The organism is Streptomyces melanosporofaciens, assembly GCF_900105695.1.
GTDB lineage: Bacteria > Actinomycetota > Actinomycetes > Streptomycetales > Streptomycetaceae > Streptomyces > Streptomyces antimycoticus.
Genome location: NZ_FNST01000002.1, coordinates 7,568,450 through 7,590,083 on the forward strand (window position 1 = coordinate 7,568,450; position 21,634 = coordinate 7,590,083).

General features: G+C 73.1%; 18 protein-coding genes and 2 pseudogenes. 6 read left to right on the forward strand and 14 right to left on the reverse strand.

Annotation, left to right across the window (positions count from 1 at the left end; translation table 11 throughout):
* The first annotated feature begins 5 nt into the window (after positions 1-5).
* From BLV72_RS35180 to BLV72_RS35190, 3 genes are all read left to right on the forward strand, one after another.
* Positions 6-1,502 carry an FGGY family carbohydrate kinase gene (locus BLV72_RS35180; protein WP_093467451.1) on the forward strand — a complete coding sequence of 499 codons (1,497 nt, stop codon included), beginning with the start codon at positions 6-8 and terminating at the stop codon, positions 1,500-1,502.
* 74 nt (positions 1,503-1,576) lie between these two features.
* Positions 1,577-3,004 (forward strand): NAD(P)/FAD-dependent oxidoreductase, encoded by a 1,428-nt coding sequence (locus tag BLV72_RS35185; RefSeq protein WP_093467452.1) that lies wholly within the window; start codon positions 1,577-1,579, stop codon positions 3,002-3,004.
* Positions 3,001-4,254: an NAD(P)/FAD-dependent oxidoreductase gene (locus tag BLV72_RS35190; RefSeq protein WP_093467454.1), complete on the forward strand. Its 1,254-nt coding sequence runs from the start codon at positions 3,001-3,003 to the stop codon at positions 4,252-4,254. Before BLV72_RS35185 ends, BLV72_RS35190 begins: the two co-directional genes overlap by 4 nt.
* 26 nt (positions 4,255-4,280) lie before the next feature.
* Here the strand turns inward: BLV72_RS35190 and BLV72_RS35195 are convergent, their stop codons facing one another.
* A complete protein-coding gene (locus BLV72_RS35195) occupies positions 4,281-4,670 on the reverse strand; it encodes an RNA-binding S4 domain-containing protein (RefSeq protein ID WP_093467455.1) in 390 nt (129 codons plus the stop codon).
* 30 nt (positions 4,671-4,700) lie between these two features.
* Between BLV72_RS35195 and lpdA the strand changes: the two genes are divergently transcribed.
* Positions 4,701-6,101 carry a dihydrolipoyl dehydrogenase gene (gene lpdA / locus BLV72_RS35200; RefSeq protein WP_093467457.1) on the forward strand — a complete coding sequence of 467 codons (1,401 nt, stop codon included), beginning with the start codon at positions 4,701-4,703 and terminating at the stop codon, positions 6,099-6,101.
* Between the two features lie 65 nt (positions 6,102-6,166).
* Positions 6,167-8,824: a SpoIIE family protein phosphatase gene (locus BLV72_RS35205; RefSeq protein ID WP_244321162.1), complete on the forward strand. Its 2,658-nt coding sequence runs from the start codon at positions 6,167-6,169 to the stop codon at positions 8,822-8,824.
* A 72-nt stretch (positions 8,825-8,896) separates the two neighbouring features.
* Here BLV72_RS35205 and BLV72_RS35210 read toward each other — a convergent pair whose 3' ends face one another.
* From BLV72_RS35210 to BLV72_RS51615, 8 genes and pseudogenes are all read right to left on the reverse strand, one after another.
* Positions 8,897-9,895, reverse strand: coding sequence for an MBL fold metallo-hydrolase (locus BLV72_RS35210; protein WP_093467458.1), 999 nt, complete (start codon positions 9,893-9,895; stop codon positions 8,897-8,899).
* 190 nt (positions 9,896-10,085) lie between these two features.
* Entirely contained in the window at positions 10,086-11,588 is a 1,503-nt protein-coding gene (locus BLV72_RS35215; protein WP_093467460.1) for a glutamate synthase subunit beta, read from the reverse strand.
* Between the two features lie 38 nt (positions 11,589-11,626).
* Positions 11,627-11,905, reverse strand: a pseudogene (locus tag BLV72_RS35220) (nitronate monooxygenase); the annotation flags it as partial.
* A complete protein-coding gene (locus tag BLV72_RS51185) occupies positions 11,887-12,009 on the reverse strand; it encodes a hypothetical protein (RefSeq protein ID WP_280143027.1) in 123 nt (40 codons plus the stop codon). The gene BLV72_RS51185 and the pseudogene BLV72_RS35220, both read right to left, overlap by 19 nt.
* Positions 11,994-12,200: pseudogene (locus BLV72_RS35225) on the reverse strand (CoA-transferase); the annotation flags it as partial. The pseudogene BLV72_RS35225 and the gene BLV72_RS51185, both read right to left, overlap by 16 nt.
* Positions 12,201-12,257: 57 nt before the next feature.
* On the reverse strand, positions 12,258-13,247 hold the full coding sequence (locus BLV72_RS35230; protein ID WP_093467461.1) for a patatin-like phospholipase family protein: 990 nt from the start codon (positions 13,245-13,247) through the stop codon (positions 12,258-12,260).
* A 68-nt stretch (positions 13,248-13,315) separates the two neighbouring features.
* Positions 13,316-13,618, reverse strand: a complete 303-nt coding sequence (locus BLV72_RS35235) for an SGNH/GDSL hydrolase family protein (RefSeq protein WP_425288441.1) — start codon at positions 13,616-13,618, stop codon at positions 13,316-13,318.
* Between the two features lie 77 nt (positions 13,619-13,695).
* Entirely contained in the window at positions 13,696-13,950 is a 255-nt protein-coding gene (locus tag BLV72_RS51615) for a hypothetical protein (protein WP_342030693.1), read from the reverse strand.
* 140 nt (positions 13,951-14,090) lie between these two features.
* On the opposite strand from BLV72_RS51615, the gene BLV72_RS35240 reads away from it, so the two are divergent.
* Positions 14,091-15,713 (forward strand): phytoene desaturase family protein, encoded by a 1,623-nt coding sequence (locus tag BLV72_RS35240; RefSeq protein ID WP_093467463.1) that lies wholly within the window; start codon positions 14,091-14,093, stop codon positions 15,711-15,713.
* On the opposite strand, the gene BLV72_RS35245 is transcribed toward BLV72_RS35240, so the two are convergent.
* From BLV72_RS35245 to egtA, 5 genes are all read right to left on the reverse strand, one after another.
* The gene (locus BLV72_RS35245) at positions 15,703-16,941 is read right to left on the reverse strand and encodes a transglycosylase family protein (protein WP_093467464.1); all 1,239 of its coding nucleotides are present in this window, start codon (positions 16,939-16,941) and stop codon (positions 15,703-15,705) included. The genes BLV72_RS35240 and BLV72_RS35245 overlap by 11 nt on opposite strands.
* 266 nt (positions 16,942-17,207) lie before the next feature.
* On the reverse strand, positions 17,208-18,173 hold the full coding sequence (gene egtD / locus BLV72_RS35250; protein WP_093467466.1) for an L-histidine N(alpha)-methyltransferase: 966 nt from the start codon (positions 18,171-18,173) through the stop codon (positions 17,208-17,210).
* Positions 18,170-18,925, reverse strand: a complete 756-nt coding sequence (gene egtC / locus BLV72_RS35255) for an ergothioneine biosynthesis protein EgtC (RefSeq protein ID WP_093467467.1) — start codon at positions 18,923-18,925, stop codon at positions 18,170-18,172. The genes egtD and egtC overlap by 4 nt, the downstream gene beginning before the upstream one ends.
* Positions 18,925-20,253 carry an ergothioneine biosynthesis protein EgtB gene (gene egtB, locus BLV72_RS35260; RefSeq protein WP_093467469.1) on the reverse strand — a complete coding sequence of 443 codons (1,329 nt, stop codon included), beginning with the start codon at positions 20,251-20,253 and terminating at the stop codon, positions 18,925-18,927. Before egtB ends, egtC begins: the two co-directional genes overlap by 1 nt.
* Positions 20,250-21,506 (reverse strand): ergothioneine biosynthesis glutamate--cysteine ligase EgtA, encoded by a 1,257-nt coding sequence (egtA, locus tag BLV72_RS35265; protein WP_208905826.1) that lies wholly within the window; start codon positions 21,504-21,506, stop codon positions 20,250-20,252. Before egtA ends, egtB begins: the two co-directional genes overlap by 4 nt.
* Positions 21,507-21,634: the final 128 nt, after the last annotated feature.

Consider the following 21,634-nt stretch of genomic DNA (forward strand, 5'->3'; position numbering starts at 1 on the left):
CGGACATGCTGCCTGCAGAGCGTCGCCACCGCACCCCGGCCGACCCCGCGACCGGCCCGGTCCTCGCCGTCGACCAAGGCACCTCGGGCACCAAGGCGTTGGTGCTGTGTCCCGAGCGCGGGGTGATCGGCTCCGCCGAGGTCTCCGTGCGCCCCCGCTATCTGCCCGGCGGACTGGTCGAGGTCGATCCGGCCGCTTTGCTCACCTCGGTCCTTGAGGCCGGACGCCAGGCTCTGGCCGCCGCGGGGGAACCGGTCGTGGCGGTCGGGCTGGCCAACCAGGGCGAGACCGTGCTGGCCTGGGACCCCGTCACGGGCAACCCGCTGACCGACGCCCTGGTCTGGCAGGACCGGCGGGCGCGGACGGTGTGCCAACAACTCGCGCCGCACGCCGAGACCCTGCGCGAACTCACCGGACTGCCGCTCGATCCGTACTTCGCGGCGCCCAAGATGGCGTGGATCCGGCGCCATCTGACCGACGAGGGCGTGGTCACCACCAGCGACGCCTGGCTGATTCACCGGCTCACCGGCGCCTTCGTCACCGACGCCGCCACTGCGGGGCGCACCGGGCTGCTCGACCTCGACCGGGTCGCCTGGTCCGCGAAGGCGCTGGACATCTACGGGCTGTCCGCCGAACGGCTGCCGCGCGTCGTCGATGCCGCCGGGCCCGTCGGCACCACCACGGCCTTCGGCGGCGAAGTCCCGCTCACCGGGCTCCTCGTCGACCAGCAGGCCGCCCTGCTGGCGCAGCGGGTGACCGAGCCGGGCACCGCCAAGTGCACCTACGGCACCGGCGCCTTCCTCCTCGCCAACACCGGGGACCGGCCTCGGCGCGGCCCCCATGGCCTGGTCTCCTGCGTGGCCTGGCGGCTCGGTGGGCGCACCAGCTACTGCCTGGACGGGCAGGTGTACACCGCCGCCTCCGCGGTGCGCTGGCTCAGCGACCTGGGGGTGATCCAAGGACCCCAGGACCTCGACCCGGTCGGGCGGACCGTGTCCGACACCGGGGGAGTCACCTTCGTACCGGCGCTCGCCGGGCTCGCGGCGCCGTGGTGGCGCGGCGACCTCAAGGGCTCGCTGACCGGGCTCGGCCTGGACACCACCGCCGGGCATCTGGTGCGCGCCCTGTGCGAGGGCATCGCCGCCCAGGTGGTGGAGATCGCCGAGGCGGCCGCCTCCGACCTGGGCGCGCCGCTGACCGTCCTGCGCGTCGACGGGGGGCTGACCCGCTCGGCGTTGCTGATGCAGACCCAGGCCGATCTGCTGCAGCGGCCGGTGGAGGTATCGGCATTGCCGGATGTCACGGCGCTGGGCGTGGGCGCCGCCGCGCGGCTGGGGCTCGACCCGGACCTGGCGGTCGGGGAGGCGGTCCCGGCCTGGGAGCCCGCGGCCGTCTACGAACCCCGGATCAGCGCGGAGCGGGCCGCCGAGCGCCTGGCCGGTTTCCGCTCGGCCGTGGCCGCGCTGCTGGACCAGGCGCCGACGTCCGCCGCCCACGACTGAGGACCCCGCCGAGGACACCCGCCCAGGACCGCCGCGCGCCAGGAGTTGTTCGCACCATCGAGCAAGGGACCACAATGACCGTTACGACCACGGGTGACCTCCCCTGCGAGGTCTACGACGTGGCCATCATCGGCGCCGGGGTGGTCGGCACCGCCATCGCCCGCGAACTGGCCCGCCACCGGCTGCGGATCGCCCTCGTCGAGGCGTCCGACGACGTCGGGAACGGCACCTCCAAGGCCAACACCGCGATTCTGCACACCGGTTTCGACGCCACCCCGGGCACCCTGGAGGCCCGCCTGGTGCGCGAGGGCTACCAGCGGCTGACCGCCTACGCCGCCGAGACGGGCATCCCGCTCGAACCGCTCGGCGCACTCCTCGTCGCCTGGGACGCCGAACAGCTCACCGCACTGCCGTCCCTCGCCGAGAAGGCCGTGCGCAACGGCTACGACGAGACGAGCATCCTCGACGCGGACGCGGTCTACGCCCGCGAACCCCATCTGGGACCGGGCGCCCTCGGCGCGCTCGAAGTCCCCGGCGAGAGCATCATCTGCCCCTGGACGACGACGCTCGCCTACGCCACCCAGGCGGTGCGCGCGGGCGTCGCCCTGCATCTGAACTGCCCGGCCGGGGCCATCACCACCGGCGAGGACCACCACGAGATCGCCACCCCGCGCGGGGTGCTGCGCACCCGTCACCTCGTCAACGCCGCGGGGCTGTACTCGGACGAGATCAACCGGCGGCTGGGCCACGAGGAGTTCACCGTGACCCCGCGCCGCGGCCAGCTGATCGTCTTCGACAAGTTCGCCCGTGGCCTGGTGGACCACATCCTGCTGCCGGTGCCCACCGCGCTCGGCAAGGGTGTGCTGGTGGCGCCGACCGTGTACGGCAATGTGATGCTCGGTCCCACCGCCGAGGACCTCGGCGACAAGACCGCCACCGGATCGTCGGCGGACGGACTGGCCTCGCTCCGGGAGAAGGGCGCGCGCATCATGCCCGAGCTGCTGGCGGAGGAGGTCACCGCGGTCTACGCCGGACTGCGCGCCGCCACCGAGCACGGCGACTACCAGATCCACGCCGACCCCGGACGGCGGTATGTCGCCGTGGGCGGCATCCGGTCCACCGGACTCACCGCCTCGATGGCGATCGCCGCGCATGTGGCCGAGCTCCTCGCCGAGTGCGGTCTCGAGGCCGGGCCCGAGCGGGAGATCGAGCCCGTGCGGATGCCCACCATCGGCGAGGCGTTCCCGCGCCCCTACCAGCGCGCCGATCTCATCGCCGCCGACCCCGCGTACGGCACCGTGGTCTGCCACTGCGAACGCGTCACCCGGGGCGAGATCCGCGACGCGCTGACCGCCACCGTGCCCCCGGGCTCGCTGGAGGGCCTCCGGCGCCGCACCCGGGCCCTCGGCGGGCGCTGCCAGGGATTCTTCTGCGGCGCCGCGGTGCGCGCCCAGTTCGACGCGGCCACCGCGGCCCAGGACCGGACGGAGGCCCGGCGATGACCCCCACCGACCGCACCCACCGCACCGTTGACGTGCTGGTCATCGGGGCCGGACCGGCCGGCCTCGCGCTCGCCGCGCGGCTGGCCGCCGCCGGGGTGGACCGGGTCGAGGTCCTCGACCGCGAACAGTACGCGGGCGGCGTTCCCCGCCACTGCCACCACACCGGATTCGGACTGCGCGATCTGCGCCGGGTGATGACCGGCCCCGACTACGCCCGCCACCACATCGCCGCGGCCGTCCGCGCCGGAGTTGTGCTGCGCACCTCGGTCACGGCCACCGGCTGGGCGGCGCCGAGGACCGTGGACATCACCGGCCCGACGGGCCTGGAGCGGATCACCGCGACGGCCGTCGTCCTGGCCACCGGCGCCCGGGAACGCCCGCGCAGCGCCCGGTTGGTGCCCGGCACCCGGCCGGCCGGTGTCCTCACCACCGGACAGCTGCAGCAGGCCGTCCATCTGCACCATCAGCACGTCGGCCGACGCGCCGTCATCGTCGGCGCGGAACGCGTCGGCTATTCCGCGGTGACCACCTTGCGCCGGGCCGGGGCCGAGGTCGCCGCCATGGTCACCGACCAGCCCCGCCACCAGACCCACCCGGCACGCCACCTCGCCACCCGGCTGCGCTATGGCTTTCCACTGGTCACCGACGCCACCGTGGCCGAACTGACCGGCCGGGGGCGGCTGGAGAGCGTGCGGCTGCGGCACCGGGACGGCAGGACGGCCGCCGTCGCCTGCGACACCGTGGTGTTCACCGGCGACTGGGTCCCCGACCACGAGCTGGCCAGAAGCGCCGGAATCGCCCTCGACCCCGGCACCCGCGGCCCCGCGGCCGACGCCGAGTTCCGCACCGGCGAACCCGGGGTCTTCGCCGTGGGCAATCTGCTGCACCCCGTCGAGACCGCCGATATCGCCGCCCTCGACGGCCGGTTGGCCGCCGGGCCCGTGCTGCGCCATCTCGCCGGCCGGCCGTGGACCCCGGGGGCGCTGCCCGTGCGGGTCGAGGCGCCGCTGCTGTGGGTCTCACCCAACCGGATCGCCCCGGACGGGCCCCGACCGCTGCGCGGCCGGTTCACCCTGCGCACCACGCGGTTCCTGACCCGGCCGGTGCTCACCGTCGCCCAGGACGGCCGGACGCTGCACCGCGGGCGCCTTCCCCGCACCGTGGCGCCGGGCCGGCCGTTCCACGTACCCGCCGACTGGACCACCGGGGCCGACGCACACGGCGGCCCCGTACGGATCACCGTGGACTGACCGGATCACGGTGGACTGACCGGCTCTCAGCCGATGTCGCCGGGCGTACCGCGCAGCCGCTCCATCTCGCGCCGGTCGCGCTTGGTCGGGCGGCCCGCCCCGCGGTCGCGCAGCCCGATCGGCACCGCGTGCTCGCGCGGCGGCGGAGGCGGGCTGTTGTCGACGAAGCACTCCGCGGCCACCGGCGCGCCGACCCGCTTGCGCACGATGCGCGAGACGACCACGACCCGGTCGCGCCCCGCATGGCGCAGCCGCACCTCGTCACCGGGCCGCACCGGGTGCGCGGGCTTGACGCGCTCGCCGTTGACCCGGACGTGCCCCGCGCGGCAGGCCGAGGACGCCATCGAGCGCGTCTTCGTCAGCCGCACGGACCAGATCCAGCTGTCCACCCGTACGGACCCCTCGTCTGAAGCCATACCCCGACTCTAATGTCTAAGGTGCGACGCATGAGCGCACATTTCGACGTGGTGGTTCTGGGAGCCGGGCCGGGTGGCTATGTGGCCGCGATCCGCGCCGCCCAGCTGGGCCTGACCACGGCCGTCGTCGAGGAACGCTACTGGGGCGGCGTCTGCCTCAACGTGGGCTGCATCCCGTCCAAGGCCCTGCTGCGCAACGCCGAGCTGGCCCATCTGTTCATCCATGAGGCCGAGAACTTCGGCATCCGGGTGAACGGCGATGTGACCGTGGACTACCGCGACGCGTTCGAGCGCAGCCGCAAGGTGGCCGACGGACGGGTCAAGGGCGTCCACTATCTGATGAAGAAGAACAAGATCACCCAGTACGACGGTCGGGGCACCTTCACCGGGCCCCACGAACTGCGGGTCACCCTCTCCGACGGTGACACGGAGACGGTCACCTTCGACCACTGCGTCATCTCCACGGGCTCGATCACCAATCTGCTGCCCGGCACCTCCCTCAGCGAGCGGGTGGTGACCTACGAGGAGCAGATCCTCGCCCCCGCCCTGCCCGGCAGCGTCCTGATCGCGGGCGCGGGCGCCATCGGCGTGGAGTTCGCGTACATCATGCACAGCTACGGGGTGCAGGTGACGCTGGTGGAGTTCATGGACCGGATCGTGCCCCTGGAAGACGAGGAGGTCTCCGCCGAACTCACCCGCCGCTTCCGCAGGCTCGGCATGAACATCCTGACCTCCACCCGGGTGGAGGCGATCAACGACTCGGGTCCCGCGGTCAAGGTCATGGTGACCACCGGCGGCCAGCGGCAGACCCTGCAGGCCGCCCGGGTGCTGCAGGCCATCGGGTTCCGGCCGCGGGTGGACGGATACGGGCTGGAGCACACCGGCGTCCGGCTGACCGAGCGGGGCGCCATCGACGTGGACGGCCTCTGCCGCACCAATGTGCCGCACATCTTCGCCATCGGCGACGTCACCGCCAAGCTGATGCTGGCGCACGCCGCCGAGGCCATGGGCATCCTCGCGGCGGAGACCATCGCCGGGGCCGAGACCATGGAGCTCGACTATGTGATGATCCCGCGCGCCACCTTCTGCCAGCCGCAGATCGCCAGCTTCGGCTGGACCGAGGCCCAGGCGCGGGAGCGCGGCTTCGACGTCCGGGTGGCGAAGTTCCCGTTCACCGCCAACGGGAAGGCCCAGGGCCTCGGTGACCCCGTCGGCTTCGTGAAGCTCATCAGCGACGGCCGCCACGGCGAGCTGCTGGGCGGCCATCTCATCGGCCCCGAGGTCACCGAGCTGTTGCCCGAGCTCACCCTCGCCCAGCAGTGGGATCTGACCGTGCACGAGGTGGCCCGCAACATCCACGCCCATCCGACCCTCAGCGAGGCGGTGAAGGAGGCCGTCCACGGGCTCGCCGGACACATGATCAATCTGTGACCGCCGATGCCCCGCCCCGGCCGCCACCGGGTGTGCGACCCGGGGATATGCGCTAGACAGAGCATGTGAAGGTGCGCTCGGCGCTGGGCTCGCGCAGTGTCGGCGGGCAGGTATGCGCCCTGATGCTGATCATCGTGACGCTCCTGGTGCTCGCCGCGGGTGCCACGCTGGTCCTCCAGGCCCGCGGCAGCGGGGACAGCCAGGCCCGGGCCAGGGCCCTGACCGTCGCGCGGACCGTCGCCCTCGCCCCCGGCGTCCAGCGGGCGCTGGAGTCCCGCAACCCCTCGATGACCCTCCAGCCCTATGTCGAGAAGGTCCGGCACCGGACCGACGTCGACTACATCGTGGTGACCTCCCCCGGGGGCATCCGCTGGACCCATCCCGATCCGAAGCTGCTCGGCAGGCACATCGACCGCAACCTCTATCCGGCCACGGCGGGCCGGACCTTCACCGACAGGCTCCCGGGCATCACCCGCTCGGCCCCCTCGATCCGTGCCGCCGTGCCGGTCACCGACGCCCGGGGCCGGGTGATCGGCATCGTCAACGCCGGGGTCTCCATCCCCTCCGTGGGCCGGACGGTCGGCCGCCAACTGCCGATGATCTACGCCTCCACGGCGTGCGCCCTCGTCCTGGGCGGGGGCGGTGCGGCGCTCGTGGCCCGGCGGCTGCGGCGCCAGACCCACCGGCTCGGCCCGGCCGAGATCACCAGGATGTACGAACACCACGACGCCGTGCTGCGCAGCGTCAAAGAGGGGGTGCTGATCGTCGACGACGAGGGGCGGCTGCTGCTCGCCAACGACGAGGCGCTGCGTCTGCTGGGTCTTACGCCCGACGCGCACGGACGGCAGATCACCGACATCGGCCTGCCCCCGGAGCTCGCCGGACTGCTCGCCTCCGGCCGTGCGGCCACCGACGCGGTGCATCAGGTCGAGGACCGGCTGCTGGCGGTCAACCAGCGCCCGGCGGAGCGGGACGGAGCGCCCTGGGGCAGCGTGGCCACCCTGCGGGACACCACCGAGCTGCGCGCCCTGACGGACAAGGCCGACCGGGCCTACGCACGCCTCCGGCTGCTGTACGAGGCCGGTGTCCGGGTGGGCAGCAGCCTCGACATGGAAGGGACCGCCCAGGAACTGTCCCGGGTCGCCGTGCCGCGCTTCGCCGACTACACCACCGTCGATCTGCACGAGGCCGTCCTGCGCGGCGAGGAGCCGGGCGACCGGGACTCGCCGCTGCGCCGGGCCGCCTTCAGCGGCATCCGGCAGGACCCCCCGCTGCGCCGTGTCGGCGAGCGCGTCTCCGCCTTCCCCATCACCCAGCGGGCCGGTGGCACCGGCCAGGCGCGGGTGATCGCCCTGGAGCAGCCGTCGTCCTACCCCGACTGGACGCCACAGGAGCCCGAGCGGCTGGGCTGGCTGGTGGCGTACGGCATCCGCTCGCTGCTGACCGTGCCGCTCAGCGGGCGCGGCGTCCGGCTGGGCCAGGTGGCGTTCTGGCGCTCGGGCGACGCCCCGCCGTTCGACGAGGAGGACCGGTCCTTCGCCGAGGAGCTGGCCGGCCAGGCGGCCGTCGCCATCGACAACGCCCGCCGCTACGCGCGCGAGCACGCCACCACACTGGCCCTCCAGGAGAGCCTGCTGCCGCGCGGCCGCCCCGAGCAGCAGGCCGTCGTCGCCGCCCAGCGCTATCTGCCCGCCCCCGGCGGGGTGCGAGGCGACTGGTTCGACGTCATCCCCCTGTCGGGGGCCCGGGTCGCCCTCGTCGTCGGCGATGTCGTCGGCCACGGACTGCACGCCGCCGCGACCATGGGCCGCTTGCGCACCGCGGTGCTCAACTTCTCCGTCGTGGACCTTCCCCCCGATGAGCTGCTCGCCCGGCTCGACGACGTGGTCGACCAGGTCGACCGGGAGGAGACCGCCGTGAACGGCGGCGTCGGGGCGGCCGGGGCCACCTGTCTGTACGCGGTCTACGACCCGGTCTCCCGGCACTGCACCCTGGCGCGGGCCGGTCATCCGCCCCCGGCCCTGGTCCACCCCGACGGCTCCGCGACCTTCCTCGACCTGCCCGCCGGACCGCCGCTGGGACTCGGCGGCCGGCTCTACGAGGTGACCGAGACGCAACTGCCCGAGGGCAGCCGCCTCGTCCTCTACACCGATGGGCTGGTCCGGGACCGCGAACGGGACCTGGTGACCGGACTCGACCAGTTGCGTGACGCCCTCACCGACGCCGACCCCGACCCGGAGCGGGCCTGCGACGCCGTGATGGCCGCCCTGCTGTCGCCGCGCCGGACCGACGACGTCTGCCTGCTCATCGCCCGTACCACCGCCCTGGACGAGCGCCGCGTGGCCTCCTGGGAGCTGCCGTCGGACCCCGAGGTCGTGGCCCGGATGCGGGCGGCCGTCGCCCGCACCCTGGCCGACTGGAACCTGGAGGAGGCCGCCTTCACCACCGAGCTGGTGGTCAGCGAACTGCTCGGCAACGCCATCCGGCACGCCGTCGGCCCCGTGCGGCTGCGCCTGATGCACAACCGGGCGCTGATCTGCGAGGTCGCCGACGGCAGCACCACCGCACCGCATCTGCGCCGGGCGGCCATCACCGACGAGGGCGGACGCGGACTGTTCCTCGTCGCCCAGATGGTCCAGCGCTGGGGCACCCGCTACACCAAGAACGGCAAGATCATCTGGACCGAGCAGGATCTGCCGGCCGCGGAACGCGCCCCGCGCTGACACCGGCCCGTACGGACCGGGCCCCGGCAGCCCTCCGCGGCTCCCCTCACGGGAGTGCCGCCGGGGGCGCGGTCAGGCCGAGGCCGTCGCCGCGCCCTCGCGCCGCTCCCATGCCACCTGGGCGAGGTCGGCCATGGTGGCCACCAGATCCGCCGCCTCCTCCGTGCCGTTCAGATGCCGGTACTCCGAACCCACCGTGATCACCAGCCGCTCGGGCAGGCCCAGCGCCGGATAGGTGTTCTCGGCGATCAGGGTGCGGGCGGCCTCCAGGGCCGGTACCCCTGCCGTGTGCAGCTCCCGGGTGCGGTCCCGCAGATGCTCCAGATAGCCGATGTGGCCGCGGACCCCCTCCCGGTCGAGGACCGGCCCATGGCCGGGGACGATCACCTCGGCCCCGGTCGCGAGCACCCGCTCGCACGCGGAGATCACATGGTCCAGGGGGCCCGCCCAGTGCACCGCGTGGTCGCCCGGGTCCTGGGGGCCGGAGGCGAAGATGACATCGCCGGTGAACGCCACCTTCTGCCGCGGCAGATACGCCACCAGATCGCCCGTGGTATGCGCGGACGGCAGACTGAACAGCCGCACCGGCACCTCGCCCACGCGCAGGTCGAGTTCGCCCACGAAGGTGAGGGTCGGCTCGACCACCTCGGTGCCGGACCAGTCGAACCGCCCGAAGTGCCGCTGGAGATACCAGCCGAGCGGAGTGGCCGGGTCGCTGCCGTGCACCAGGGCGTGGAGCTGCTGCGGCGAGGGCTCGTACTCGATATGGCCGAGCGCCTCGCGGGTGGCGACGATCTCCGCGTCCGGTACGACCTCCGCGCCCCACAGGTGGTCGCCGTTGGCATGGGTGACGATCACCCGCTCGATCCGGCTCCCGCCGGGCAGCAGGGCTCGGCTGCGCTCCAGGAAGTCACCGGCCATCCGCCGGTCGTAGGGGGTGTCGATCCAGGCGGCGGCGCCGTCGGGCGAGACGATCAGACCGCAGTTGGCCAGACCCCATCCGGCGCTGGGGGTGGGGGACCAGATGTGCACACCGTCGGCCACGGTGAGGAGGGGCGATTGCGAGATCATGGACGCACACTATTCCCGCGCCGCGCGCCCGCGGCGGGCGGCCCGCCCTCCGGGCGCCGGTGTCCGGGCGCGTCGGTGTCCAGGGTGCGTCCGTACCCGGGGTGCGGGTGTCCGTGTGCCGGTGTCCGTGTGCGCAGGCGTCCGGCCACCGGTGTCGGCCACTGGTGTCGGCCACCGGAGTGCCGCCCCGTCAGGCCGTCATCGGGCGGTCGGCCGGCCCGACCGGGGCCGGGAGCGTCGTGGAGCCCGCGAGATAGCGGTCCACGGCGGCCGCGGCGGAGCGGCCCTCGGCGATCGCCCAGACGATCAGCGACTGGCCACGGCCCGCGTCGCCCGCCACGAACACCCCGTCCGCGCCGGTGGCGAAGGACGCGTCGCGTGCGACGGCGCCGCGCTCGTCGAACTCCAGCCCGAGCTGGCCGAACAGCCCGCTGTCCCGCTCCGGGCCACGGAAGCCGAGGGCCAGCAGCACCAGATCCGCCGGAAGCACCCGCTCCGCGTCCGGTCCGGGCTGTCCGTCGGCCCGGGCCCCGATCAGGCGCAGCGCGCGGACGCCGCCGTGCGGCCGCTGCGCGTCCGGTGCCGTCCCCTCGAAGCGGACGGTGGTCGCGGAGAAGACCCGCGCGTCCACGTCCGCCTCCGGCGAGGCCGCCAGCTCCATGGCCTCCTCATGGGCGGCGGACAGCCGGTAGATCTTGGGGTAGGTGGGCCAGGGCTCGCCGTCGGCCCGTTCGTCGCCGGGCCGGGGGTGGATGTCCAGCTGGGTCACGGAGGCGGCGCCCTGCCGCAGCACGGTGCCCAGGCAGTCCGCGCCGGTGTCCCCGCCGCCGATGATGACCACATGCTTGCCCTCGGCGGTGATCGGCGGCCGGGCGTAGTCGCCCTCGCGCACCCGGTTGGCCATCGGCAGATACTCCATCGCCTGATGGATTCCGGCCAACTCCCTTCCCGGTACGGGGAGTTCGCGCCAGGCCCGGGCCCCCACCGCTATCACGAGCGCGTCGTAGCGCGCCCTGAGCTCGGCGGCGTCCAGATCGGTGCCGACGTCCACGCCGGAACGGAACTTGGTGCCCTCCGCCCGCATCTGCCCCAGCCGCCGGTCCAGCTGGCGCTTCTCCATCTTGAACTCGGGGATGCCGTAGCGGAGCAGCCCGCCCACCCGGTCGTCGCGCTCGTACACCGCCACGGTGTGTCCCGCGCGGGTGAGCTGCTGGGCCGCGGCCAGGCCCGCGGGCCCCGAGCCGATGACGGCGACGGTCCGGCCGGACAGCCGCTCCGGTGGTTTGGGGGTCACATATCCGCTCTCCCAGGCCCGGTCGGCGATGGCCACCTCGACGTTCTTGATGGTGACCGCCGGCTGGTTGATGGCCAGCACACAGGCGCTCTCGCAGGGGGCCGGGCACAGCCGGCCGGTGAACTCGGGAAAGTTGTTGGTCGCGTGCAGCCGCTCGCTCGCACGCAGCCAGTCGTCACGGGAGACCAGGTCGTTCCACTCCGGGATGAGGTTCCCCAGCGGACAGCCCTCGTGGCAGAACGGGATGCCGCAGTCCATGCACCGGTCCGCCTGGGCGTTGATGATGGGCAGCAGGGCGCCGGGGGCCTGGACCTCGTTCCAGTCCCGTACCCGCTCGTCCACCGGACGGCGGGGCGGAAGACGACGGGGTGTGGTGAGGAAACCCTTGGGATCGGCCATGATGACCTCCCACTACCCGTGTCATGGTCTGGCCGCTTTCACCCCACTGTACGACCGCCGGTCAGCCGATCCAGGGTCGTGGCGGCCTCGGCCATGATCCGATCCACCAGATCCGCGCAGCGGGCAGATCCGCGATCACCCCGGCCATCTGTCCGGAGGCCATCGCTCCCGTGTCGGTGCGGCCGTCCACCATCGACGCCGTCAGCAGCATCGGTGGTGGCGGCCAGCAGGACCTGGCTCCAGGTGAGGTCCTTCCCGTGCCGCATGGCCAGCCCGTCGGGCACCATCAGCGGCCGGCTCAGTCGATCAGTTCGCCGCAGGAGCCCGTCCATGGCCGACGCCAGCCGGGGCCCGGCCACTCCATGCCCGTCTGGACGAGCGGGTGGCGCACCCCGACGAGCCTGGTCAGTGAGGTGTCCACCAGGACGGCACCTCCGGCTCGCGGGCCCCCTCCGGGTCGATGACCTCCCGGATCAGCCGCAGCTCGGCGGGGATCGGCTCCCGGCTGTACGGGACGTCGTCGGCGATGTCGAGGGGGAAGCCGGTGGCCTGCCGCACCGCCTCGGCGGTCACCCCCGGATGTAGCGAGCGCGCCCGCAGGGTGCGGTCGGGCGCGCGAAGTCGAGGACCACGCATTGGGGAGGCGCCGGGGGAGGCCCGCCACCCCGCTCAGGAGCGGGCCGCCGGGGCGAACTGGGCCGTGACCCGGCGGCCCGCCTCGAGAGCCTCCTCCAGCAGAGCGCTGTCCGTTTCCAGGCGGCTGATGGACGGTGCCGCGGCATCGGGACGGACGGACAGCACCGCGGGGTCGGTGGGCGCTTCGGCGGCGTCGGTGTCGTAGGCCGCCAGCAGCCGGTCGTCGTCGGCCAGCCGGGCGGGCCGGTTCAGGAAGGCGGCGCGAAACTGAGGGGTGTACTGGCGGAAGGCAACCGCGGCGACGAGCCGGGACCCCATCGACGGGGTGGCCCGGAGCGCGGGGGCCTCGACCGGCGGCCTGCTGCGGAGGACGAGGACGTGGGTGGCGCCGTCCCGCAGCGCCTGGCGGAACGGGATCGACTCGGCCAGACCGGCGTCGTAGAAGCGGCGCCCGCCGAGGGTGACGGGGCCTCCGGCCAGCACCGGCAGCGCGGCGCTCGCCCGCAGTGCCAGACGGAGGGTGACCTCGTCCGTCAACTCTTCATGCAGATCCGCCGGTTGGCCGGTCTCGAGATCCGTGGCCAGCGGATGCAGGGCGATGGGTGCGGCGAGCACCGAGGCGTAGTCGAGCGGGAATTGACGGATGTAGACCTCTTCGATCAGGGTCTCGATATCGACCATGGGGCGCCCGCGCAGCAGATTGCGCTTCCTGATGAGCGCACTGGCGAACCGGGGGTCGGCCCAGCCGCGCAGGCCCTCCGGCCGCGAACTGACCAGCCAGGCCGCCGAGATGGCCCCCGCCGAGGCCCCGTACACCGCGTCGAACGCGTTCAGCAGCCCCAGCTCGTGCAGGGCCAGCGCCATACCGGCCGACAGTGTGCCGCGCATCCCGCCGCCCTCGATCGCCAGCACCACCCGGTATCCGTCCGTACGCGCCCCGGGCAGGCTGCCGGCCTCCGTCCGGTCGGCGAGCACCTTCATCAGCCGGTGGCGGTCGAGGCCTTGCTGGGACTGCTCCGTCACGTCTCTTCTCCTTGGGGGCGATGCGGGCCGCGGGCGAAGGGGCGGCTGTCGAATCGCCGTCGTAGCCGCTACTGCGCCGCGGTCATCAGTATCGGCACACAGCGGGCCCGGTGCGGCAGGGTGGTGAAGCGCGAGGCGAGGGCCGGACGGCCGGCGGCCGCGGGATGCAGGCGGTCCGCGCCCTCGGGCTCCAGCATCAGCCGCGTACAGGCGGGGCCGAACACCTCGGGGCCGTGGAGGTACTGCAGCCGCGTGTCGCCGTGGTCGCGCAGCAGGGTCACGGCCCGGCGTATGTGCGCCCGGCACTCACGCATCGTCATCCCCGAAGGGCCCGGCACCTCCTCCCGCTCGGCTGCGGTGATCGTGGACATCACGGCGAACGGGGTCGTGGGGCGACCCTCGCGCACCGTGCGCACAAAGCCGACGAGCGCCCGCTCCTCGGGCCCGTTCAGCCTGGGCGCGGGATCGGCCTGGTAGCGGCAGACGAGCGAGGCGCTGTCGGTGCGCAGCTCACCCGCACCCCGGACGGCATCGCGGCCCGGCCCAGCCCGCCCTCGGGGAGGTACGGCGCCGCCTCTTCGCGCGGCAGTCGCCAGGGGACGGTCCACCCGGGGCCGCGCTGCAGCGACACCGCACCCCGGTAGCGCAGCCGGGATCGTCGTGGCGGATGTCGAGCTGGGGCGCGGACGGGGTGGGTCTGCATGAGCGCGAGTCTGGCCCCCCTGTGACACCCCTTTGGCGACACCGCCCTGCGGCCTCCGGCCCGCCCCGCGTTCTTCGCATATCCTGCTGAATCCGGGCATACGAGCCCTATGGTGTGACGGACGGCAGGAGGAACACCGGATGGCCGAGGCAGACGCCGTCATCGTCGGGTCCGGTGTCAACGGCCTTGTCGCCGCGGCGGAGCTTGCCCTGGCCGGATGGTCCGTCGTCCTGGTGGAACGCGAGCCGAACATCGGCGGGTTCATCGCCACCGAGGAGCGCACCCTGCCCGGCTATCTCCACGACACCTACTCCTCATGGCATCCGCTGTTCGTCTCCGGCCCGGCGTACGCACGTCTCGGGGAACTGCTGCACCGCCATGGGCTGGAGTACCGCAACACCGAAGAGTGGGTCACCGCCAGCGTGGCCGACGACGGCCGGGTCACCCTGGCCCACCGCGATCCGCGGCGCACCGCCGAGGATTTCGCGCACGACGAGGACAGGGCCGCGTATCTGGCCGCGCTCGGCCGGCTGGGCGACAACATGGTGGCGATCGGCGGCCTGATGAGCGGTGAGCTCCGCTCGCCGGCCGTCTTCCGCCCCGCGGCCGCGCTGCTCCGCGGCGGCGGGCGACGGGGGGTGGAGCGGTGGGTGCGCTCGGTGGCCACCAGCGGTCGCGGCTACACGCGCACGGAGTTCCGCGGGGACGAGGTGGACCATCTCTTCGCCCCATGGCTGCTGCATGCGGGGCTGTCGCCGGACCACGCGTCGGGCGCGTTCTTGATGACGTTGCTGGCCGCCGGCCTGCATGGCGTCGGGGTGCCGGTGGTGGCCGGGGGCGCGGGCCGGTTCCTGGATGCCTTCACATCGCTGCTGACGACGACGGGCGTACGGGTGGAGACCGGCACCCGGGCCGACCGCATCCTCGTCGAGCAGGGGCGTGCCGTGGGAGTGGCGTCCGGTGGCCGGGTCTTCCGCGCCCGCCGCGCCGTCCTCGCCTCGGTGACCCCCACCGCCCTGTACGGCACCCTCCTCCCGCAGGGCGCGGTCAGGTCCGAACTGCGGGACGAGGCGCGGCGATTCCGCTACGGCCGCGCCGCGATGCAGATCCATGTGGCGCTGTCCCAGCCGCTGGGCTGGCGCGACCCGCGTCTGAACACGATCCCGATCGTGCATCTCTCCGACGGGTCCGGCAGCACCGGTATCGCCTGCGCCGAGGCCGAGGCGGGGCTGCTGCCCCGGAGGCCGACGGTGGTCGTCGGGCAGCAGTACGTCCTGGATTCCAGCCGGGTGCCGCCCGGCGCCGCCGCGCTGTGGCTGCAGTTGCAGGAGGTGCCGTTCACCCCGCGCGGAGACTCGGCCGGTGAACTGGACACCGCTCAGGGCTGGACCCCGGAGCTGGCCCAGGGTTATGCCGACCGGGTCCTCAACCGGATCGCCCGGCACGCCCCGGATCTGCCCGGCAAGGTCCTCGCCGTCGATGTCATCGCGCCCCCGGACCTCACCCGCCGGAACCCCAACGCGGTCGACGGCGACCCTTACGGTGGTTCCGTCGAGCTCGACCAGAGCTTTCTCTGGCGCCCGCTGCCCTCCCCCGGACGGCATGCGACCGATATCCGCGGGCTCTGGCACATCGGCGCGTCCACTCACCCGGGGCCGGGGCTGGGCGGTGTCTCCGGGCACATGGTGGCCACCACGCTCACCACAGGGGCCCGATTCGCCCGCCTGCCCCGGCTCTCAGCCGGGCGCCGGATCAGAGGCTGACGCCGTGTGACCGCAGATAGGCGAGCGGATTGACGTCCGAGCCGTAGCCGGGGCCGGTGCGGATCTCGAAGTGGAGATGCGGTCCGGTGGCGTTGCCCGTCGATCCGGAACGGCCGATCTGCTGGCCGCCGTTGACGCTCTGCCCGGCCCGCACCGACAGCTGCGAGAGATGGGCGTACTGGCTGTACTTGCCGTCCGGATGCCGGATGACCACCTGATAGCCGTATGCGTCGCCCCAGCCCGCCGAGACCACATGGCCCGTGCCCACGGCCTTCACCGAGGTGCCGATGCCGACGGGGAAGTCCACGCCCGTGTGATAGCCGCTCGACCAGCTGGAGCCGGCCGCCCGGTAGGCGGTGCTCGGGTTGACGCCGCTGACCGGGGCGGTGAAGCCCGAGGAGGCGACGCGCTTGGTGTTCTGCTCCCGGCTGCTGTGGGGCTTCTCGGCCTTCGGGCGCGGCGCGGGCTTCGCCTTGGGCTTCGGCTTGGGCTCGGGCTTGGCCTTGGGGTGGTGCTCGGGTTCCGCCTTGGGCTTGGCGGTGGCCTTACCACCCGTCAGGGAGAGCTTCTGACCGGGGTAGATCAGATCCGGATCGCCGCCGATCGCCTCGCGGTTGCTCTCGTAGAGCGCCTCCCAGCCGCCGGTGACATCGTGGGAGTCGGCGATACCGGACAGCGAGTCGCCGCTGACGACCACATAGCGGCCGGACTTCGTGGAGTTGTGCCCCGGGAGGCTGGTGGGGGTGGGCTTGCTCGCCGCCGCCTGCTGGGCCTTCTCGGCCCGCTGTGCCTTCTTGACCGGGGCGGCGGACGTCTTGACGATCTTCGGCGCACTCTGCGGCGCCGCCTCGCCCCGCGTCAGCCCGGCCTTCCCCGAGCACACCGGCCAGGCGCCGGGACCCTGGCCGTCGAGCACCTTCTCGGCGATCGCGATCTGCTGGTCCTTGGTGGCCAGATCGGCCCGTCCCGCGTAGGCGGTGCCGCCGTACGCCTCCCATGTGCTCTGCGTGAACTGCAGCCCGCCGTAGAAGCCGTTGCCGGTGTTGATGTCCCAGTTGTCGGTGGACTCGCACTGGGCGACCTTGTCCCAGGTCTCGCCCGAGGCCGCGGACGCGCCCGCGGCGCCGATGAGCGGAAGGGCGATTCCGGCGCCGCCTGCCGTGACACTCAGTGAGGCACGGGAGATGCGGTTGGGCTTGTAACGGCGGTGGCGTCCCCGTAAGGGCATGGACGGCTCCTTCTCGTGCTGCCGGGTGCGGCGCGCTGCCGGGCGGGCCAAAGATAAGGGGGCCGATTTGGCCACAACAAGAGGGGGATCGCCCAGAAAGAGGGCCACAGCGCGCTGTGCTGCGACCCTCTTCCGCTTATGTGATGTGCATCACACTATTTCTGTCGGTGGTTCGACCGGAACGCAGGGTGACGGGCTCACCCGTGAACGAGCCGCCGCCCGGGGCCGGGGCCCCGGGCGGCGGAGTGCGGTGATCTGCCGAAGGGTCAGCGGCGGACGGCCAGCGACACCGCGAAGCGGCCCTGCGCGTCGGTCCACCAGCGCCGCGAGTCCATCCCCGCGGCGGCCAGTTCGTCCCGCACCTTCTCCTCCCGGAACTTGCTGGACACCTCCGTACGGACCTCCTCCCCGGCCGCGAAATGGACCGCGAGATCCATGGCGGGGATCTTCGCCGTGAGGTCCTTACGGGCCCTCAGCCGCATCTCGATCCACTCCTCCTCGGCGTTCCATGCCGCCACGTGGTCGAAGTCGGAGGGCTCGAAATCGGCGCCCAGTTCGCGGTTGAGCACCGCCAGCACGTTCTTGTTGAACGCCGCGGTGACCCCCTGGGCGTCGTCATAGGCGGAGACCAGCGTGGCCTCGTCCTTGACCAGGTCGGTGCCGACCAGCAGCGCGTCGCCGGGCGCGAGCAAGTCGCTCACCGAGGCGAAGAACGCGGCCCGCTCGGCCGGCAGCAGATTGCCGATCGTGCCGCCGAGGAAGGCCAGCAGCCGTGGACCCGGAGTGTCGTCGGGCAGCGCGAGCCCGTTCATGAAGTCGGCGACCAGCGCGTGCACCGTCAGCCGTGGATGCTCGGCCAGCAGCGCCTCCCCGGCCAGTTCCAGTGCGCTCTCGCTCACGTCGACGGGGACGTAGACGCGCAGATCCGGCAGCGCCCGGATCAGATGGCGGGTCTTCTCGGAGGAGCCGGAGCCCAGTTCGACCAGGGTGCGGGCCCCGGTGGCGTCGGCGATCTCCGCCGCGCGGGCGATGAGGATCTCCCGCTCGGCACGGGTCGGGTAGTACTCCGGCAGCCGGGTGATCTCTTCGAAGAGCGCGCTTCCCCGGGCGTCGTAGAACCACTTGGGCGGAAGCTGTTTGGGGGTGCTGGTCAGCCCGTCGGCCACATCGGCGCGCAGCGCGGCCGCGGTGGCATCGGCGGGCAGGGTGCGGGTGACGGTGAAGGGGCTCAACGGGAAGCCTCCTTAAGGGCGGTGAGCAGTACATCGGTGCGGGTGGCGGTGAGCAGGGTGCGGTCGGGGACCTCCGTCCAGCCGGGGTCCTGGTCGTACGGCTCGGAAGCCACCACCACGCCCCGGTCCGGTTCGGCCAGGTACCACAGGGTGTCGCCCCAGGCGGTGGCGGCGATGGTCTCCCCGTCCATGAGCAGCAGGTTGAGCCGTGAGTCGGGGGACGCCCCGGCGAGTTGATCGACGGCCTCGGCCAGCGCCTCCGGCGGCTCGTGGCCCAGCCGCAGTCGGCGCAGCACCAGCGCCCAGACGAACGCCGAGTCGCACCGCGCCTCCAGGCCGAGCAGATCCGCGGGCGGCAGGGAGGCGGCGAGGTCCGCGACCGCGTGCGGCCAGTCGCGGAGTGCTCCGTTGTGGCTGAACAGCCAGGTCCCGGCGGCGAACGGCGAGGCGCCCGCCTCACCGTCGGCACTCGCCTCGGTGGCGTCCCTTACGGCGGCCATCAGTGCCCCGGTCCGCACCACACGGGCCAGGTCGGCGAAGGACAGATCGCCCCAGATGGGCCCGGCGCGGCGGTAGCGCGCGGGCACCGGGTCACCCGACGCGTACCAGCCGACGCCGAACCCGTCGGCGTTGACCGTGCCGTGCGCCTGCCGCCGCGGCGCCCACGACTGCCGGAACAGGCTGTGCTCGGGCGCCATGACCACCTCGCCGATGGGGGTCCGCGGCCCGAGATACGCCAGATGCCTGCACATCAGGACGCGTCCCGCGCGGTGCGGAAACCCGAGAAGATCTGGCGGCGGACCGGCAGGTCCCAGTTGCGGAACGTGCCCCGGCAGACGACCTCGTCCACCGCGAAGGAACCGCCGCGCAGCACCTTGTGCGCCGGGCCGAAGAAGACTTCCGAGTACTCGCGGTACGGGAAGGCACGGAACCCCGGGTAGGGCAGGAAGTCGCTCGAGGTCCACTCCCACACATCGCCGATGAGCTGCCGCACCCCCAGCGGGGAGGCGCCCTTCGGATAGCTTCCGGCCGGTGCCGGCCGCAGATGGCGCTGGCCGAGGTTGGCCTGGTCGGGGGCCGGGTCGGCGTCGCCCCACGGATAGCGCCGGGACCGGCCGCTGTCCGGGTCGTGGCGGGCGGCCTTCTCCCACTCCTCCTCGGTCGGCAGCCGCCGCCCCGCCCAGCGGGCGTAGGCGTCCGCCTCGTACCAGCTCACATGCACCACCGGCTCCTGGGGCGGCACCGGTTCGGTCACCCCGAACCGGCGGCGCAGCCACTGCCCGCCCTCGCGCCGCCAGAACAGCGGGGCGGCGAGGCCGTGTTCCTGGATGTACGCCCAGCCCTCGGCCGTCCACCAGCGCCGCTCGCCGTAGCCGCCCTCCGCTATGAACCGCTCGTAGGCGCCGTTGGTCACCGGTGTGGTGTCGATGTGGAAGGCCGGGACCAGCCGGCGGTGCGCGGGCCGCTCGTTGTCCAGCGCCCAGGGCTCGGTCGAGGTGCCCATGGTGAACGGACCGCCCGGGATCAGCACCTCCTCGGGCAGCGCCGCGGCGTCCGCCGTGTCGGGCGGCGGCGGGGCGGTGAGCGCGGCGGGTCCGCGGCGCAGCTGGTGGGTGATGAGCATCGTCTCGTCGTGCTGCTGCTCATGCTGCGCGATCATGCCGAAGGCGAAACCCGCGTCGATCAGCGGGGCGCCGCGCAGCTCGATCCGCTCCAGGATGTCCAGCACCCGGCCGCGCACCTCGTGGACATAGCCGCGGGCCTCCGCGGGTGCCAGCAGCGGCAGGGAGGGCCGCTCGGCGCGCGGATGCTCGAAGGCGTCGTAGATCGAGTCGATCTCGGGGCGCAGGGCGTCACGTCCGCCGACCGCGCGCAGCAGCCACTGCTCCTCCTGGTTGCCGATATGCGCCAGATCCCAGACCAGCGGGGACATCAAGGGGGAGTGCTGGGCGGTGAGGTCGGGCTCGTCCACGCATGTGGTGAGGGCGTGGGTGCGGTCGCGCGCGGTGCGCAGTGCCAGCTCGGCGCGCCGGCGCAGCGCCTCGGGATCGATGGTGAGGTCCGAGTCGGGGGCGGTCATGGCCGTCCCTCCTTACCGGTGAGAGGAGCGAGCAGATCGTCGGCGGGACATCGGCCGCGGGCCACATAGCGGTCGGTGAAGCCGGCGACGGCGGCGACGATGGCGGGGGAGGCGCCGATGCGGGGCAGCGCCTCCAGCGCCGTGGCGAAGCAGCTGACGGCGGCGGCGCGCAGCTCGGGGTCGGCCAGACCGTGACGAGCCGCGGCCCGCCACAGCCGATTGCCCGGTGCGGGGCGCGCGCCCGCCGTCTCGGCGAGCGGCTTCACCACCCGGTAAACCGTTTCAGCAGCCTGCGGATCGTCGAAGAGGGCGACCGTGACGGCGAGGGGGACGATCCAGCCGTCCTCACCGCTCTGCGCGTCGATCATGCGCAGTTCGAGATGGCCGCGCGGGCGGACGGGGGGAAAGAGCGTGGAGGCGTGGAAGTCGAGATCGTCGAGGGTGGGAGGCCGGGGCAGGCCCGTCCGGGCCCACTGGCGGAAGGTCACTCCGGACGGCACCGCCCAGGGCGCCTTCTCGTCCCGGATGGCCATCACGGGTGCGTCCAGCACATAGTGGGCCCAGGCCGTTCGGGGATCCCCGCCGTCGGGCGGGGCGTGGGTGCGGCCGGGCTCCATCGCCGTCCACACCGCCTGCCGGGTGGAGCGGTAGCCCGTGGGGCGGCCCTGGCGCAGGGGCGAGTTGGCGAACGCGGCGGTCAGCACCGCGCCCAGCAGATGGGCGAGCCGCCAGCGCCGTGCCATGCCGAGCGGTCCGGGCTCCTCGTGCCCGGCGTCCACGCAGACCTGCACGGAGGCGGTGCTGCACATCATGGAGCGCCCGGCCGGTCCCCGGCGGTCGAAGTAGGTCTCCATGCACTCGTACCGGGGCGTGGTGAGGAACCGTCTCGGCGGGCGCCAGGGGTCGTGGCCATGGCCGGCCAGGTCGAGGCCGAGCCCGGAGAGGAGGGAACGTACGAGGACCAGATCGGCGGCGGCGGACTCCACACACGCGGTGAGGGAGTCGGCCGGGAGGGAGCTGAGCTCCACCTGGCCGCCGGGTTCGAAGGTGATGGCGGACCGCAGCGGCAGTCCGCGCAGGGCGGTGACCGCGGCTTCGAGCCGGGCCGCCTCGATGGGTCGTGCGGGGATGTGCGGGTCGTACAGGAGCCATTCGAGCTCGACTCCGATGCGGCGCGGCGGCCCTGTCTTGAAGCAGATGCCGTGCAGCCGGGCCTCCATCTCGGCCTCGCTGATCGCCTTGTCGTCGGGCACTGTCGTTTCTCCCGTTCCCGTTCCGGCAACGGCTCGCCGCGAAACGAGCCGATATGTCGCCGTCCACCTTTACCTGCAGACGCACCGGGCTCAAGGGTGCCTCCAGAGTTGCACAAGAGTTCATCCGC